The organism is Oscillibacter sp. (assembly GCF_032060045.1).
Lineage (GTDB): Bacteria > Bacillota > Clostridia > Oscillospirales > Oscillospiraceae > Oscillibacter.
Window position 1 is genome coordinate 26,365 of the sequence record NZ_DAMBZJ010000035.1, and the last position, 3,002, is coordinate 29,366.

The 3,002-nt window shown below is 50.2% G+C and carries 3 protein-coding genes; all 3 read left to right on the forward strand.

Annotated features, from left to right (window positions below):
* Nucleotides 1-145: 145 nt before the first annotated feature.
* Entirely contained in the window at nt 146-616 is a 471-nt protein-coding gene (locus RT018_RS13005) for a putative ABC transporter permease (RefSeq protein WP_397360323.1), read from the forward strand.
* A gap of 233 nt (nt 617-849) precedes the next feature.
* On the forward strand, nt 850-2,169 hold the full coding sequence (locus RT018_RS13010) for an HDOD domain-containing protein (RefSeq protein WP_312942653.1): 1,320 nt from the start codon (nt 850-852) through the stop codon (nt 2,167-2,169).
* Between the two features lie 319 nt (nt 2,170-2,488).
* A complete protein-coding gene (locus tag RT018_RS15875; RefSeq protein ID WP_397360325.1) occupies nt 2,489-2,653 on the forward strand; it encodes a hypothetical protein in 165 nt (54 codons plus the stop codon).
* Nucleotides 2,654-3,002 lie beyond the last annotated feature (349 nt).

Here is a 3,002-nt window from a genome sequence, read left to right on the forward strand (position 1 = left end):
CCCCCGTTTTTGGAGTCCGCGCAATTTGGAAAACTGCCCGGAAAACCGCGCCAGAGGGCTGTCTTGCGGCATGACAAGTCTGGACCGCGCATAGAACAAAAGGAGAGCGGCCCAAACCGCGGCCGGTGGATAAAAGGGAGGGGCAATGATGCGCAAGTGCGGCGACAAGATTTTAAGCGGACTGTTGGCCTGCTTTGTGGGGAGTGCGTATTTTTTGATCGAAGTGGTTTGGAAAACAATACAAGGCCATCCCGAAGGCATTAGCTGGACCATGCTGGTTCTGGCGCTGCTACTGGGCCTTGTGCTGGAACGAATGGGGGCGGAACTGCCGTGGGCTTGTCCTATTTGGATGCAGGCAATTTTAAGCGGCCTTGCCGTCACGGCGGCGGAGTTTCTGGTCGGATGCATCGTCAATCTTTGGCTGGGCTGGGGCGTGTGGGACTATTCCCATATGCCGGGAAATATTTTGGGACAGATTTGCCCCCAATTTACGGTGTTGTGGTGTCTTGCCGCCGGACCGGTGATTGTGGTGCTGGACTGGCTGCGTTACGCGGTGCGGGGAGGGGAGCGTCCCCAGTACATCTGGCGCCTTAAAAAGTGGAAAGCCCGCCGCTAAAGCAAAGGGCCCTTTGCCGAATTTGTCCGATAAAGAACCTTAAAATAGCCCTTAAAATGTTTCAATCAAAAAAAGGGTTGAGTTATCGGTTTCAAAAAAACAGCAAAATTGAACGTTAATTTTTAAAAACTATTATTTTTTACTGAAATTTGCCGATAAGGTTGTAAAAGGTACGCTATGATAAAGCGGGTGCGGAAAAGGTTTTTAAACCGTCCCGCCGGAAGGAGGACACGGTGAGCAATAAGTATATTGTGCGGCAGCCCATTAAGGATGCCGACAGCAGCGTGATTGGATATGAGCTTCTTTACTACGGCGAGAATCAGGCGTTTGGAGATGATTCCGCCTCGCCTAGAGGGGCAGAAGGGGCTCCATCCAATCCGTCCGTTTCGGGAAACGACTTTGCGGCGGCCAACGCCATCTACAATTTTTTAACGCAGAATACCGACAAAGCGCTGACGGGAACACTGAATTTTATGACCTTTACCCCCACGCTTCTAATGAAAAAGGCGCCCCGGCTCTTTAAGAAGTCCGAGCTGGTGATTCAAATTGAGGACAGCGTCATTATCCATCCGCTGGCGATGCACTTTGTGCAGCAGTTTGCCAAGGAGGGTTACAAAATTGCGGTGAATGAATTTCGGTTTGCCCCCCGATATCTTGCGCTGATGGACAAAATCCACTATATCAAGCTGAATTTTGCAACCACTCCGGCAGCCACGCTGGCAAACGTCATCGAGCTGGCCCACAGCATGGGAAAGAAGTGCATTGCAACCAATATTACCGACGCGGTGTTGTACAATACCGCCGTGGGACTGAAGGTGGAGGCACTGGAGGGACCGTTTGTTGCGGAAAAACTATCTTGCAAAGCCCACACCAGTGGCTATTTGCAAGGAAACTTCTTCCGGCTTATGGTGGCCGTCACCCGAGATGAGCCAGACATCGACGAGATAGAGCGGATGGTATCTCAGGATGCATCCCTGGTGTTTGGTCTGCTGCGAATGGCCAACTCCGCCTATTTTTCTTCCTCCCACCGGGCAACCACCATCCGACAGGCAATTATGACTCTGGGGCTGGGGCAAATTCGCCAGTGGATTTACCTTCTCAGCGCCAGCAACGCGGAAAATGAAATTGATCCGACTTCGGAGGAATTTTTGAAGCTGTCCTTCCTGCGGGCAAATTTTTGCAGCGATTTGATCGAATACACGCCCCGGGGTGCGCTCTCCATTACGAAGGCGGACGCCTACCTCATCGGTATGCTCTCCACCCTCGGCTATCTGGTGGACGCACCTATGGAGGAGATTCTGGCAGAGGTTCCCGTGGTGGAGGAAGTCAAGCGTGCCCTGCTTTACCGGGAAGGCTCCGCCGGAAAGCTCTACTCCCTGCTGCTTAGCTATGAGCGGGCGGATTGGGACCAGATCAGCGGTCTGGCAAACGAGCTGAATATCCCTACAAACCTACTTACCAGCGTGTACTTTGACTCCGTGGACCGGGCCAACCTTATCTGGACGCGTATCTCCACGCCGGAGGCGCTCGACCTTCCGGAGGAATCCGTATAACAAAGCAACGCGCCCCAAATCCTTATAGAGCGGAATGCGACTTAAGCTTTGCGCTGCTGCAAAAGCTTGAAAAAAACGTAAAAACATAATGAAAAAGCTCCTAAAGCCCGCACTCAGCGGGTTTTAGGAGCCTTTTTTGCTCTTTTAGCAATCTGCGGCATCTACCACCTTTGCAAATGTTCCGGCGTTCTGTCCGACAGTTTGGACACTATTGCATGAACATGGTGCTAAAGGGATATCAGGCCTCTAGAGAGGAAAAAGACTGGAAAGAAAATAGAGGTTTCACTGGATGCTTAAATAAGAGGGTTAAAAAAAGGCAATGGTCGGCAAAATTCTGGCGTTGTCTCTTGTACTGGCAGGCACCGAGTACGCCTACTGGACTCACACCCTAAACGTCACCACCAAGACCGCCAGGGACAAAGCCAACAACAAGGATGCAAAGAACCAGAATCCGTTGGCTGGTATCTCTTTTGACTTTGCATAGGACCAGTTCGGGGTGGAGTCAAACGCGGTTAAATAAGTAAAACCAGAAGGTTTCCGAGGCCCTGTTGAAATCTGAAATCGTGTATGAGTAAAATCTTCCACGATAGGTTGATTCCATTATGTAGTCAGGAATGGGTTTGCTACACGGGGAGTCAAAATAAAAAAGTTGCACGAAACCGTACAACTGAATCGTAATCATTTCAAATTAAAAATGAGCATAAAAATGGGTAAGTCCTATAAGGACTTACCCATGGTCCGAGTGTAATTATAGGGCTTGGAAAAAGCCAGTCGTATTAATGGTTTACAGGCAATCAGCAAGAGGTCTTTATCCAATGTCGTCTTAAAGCAGC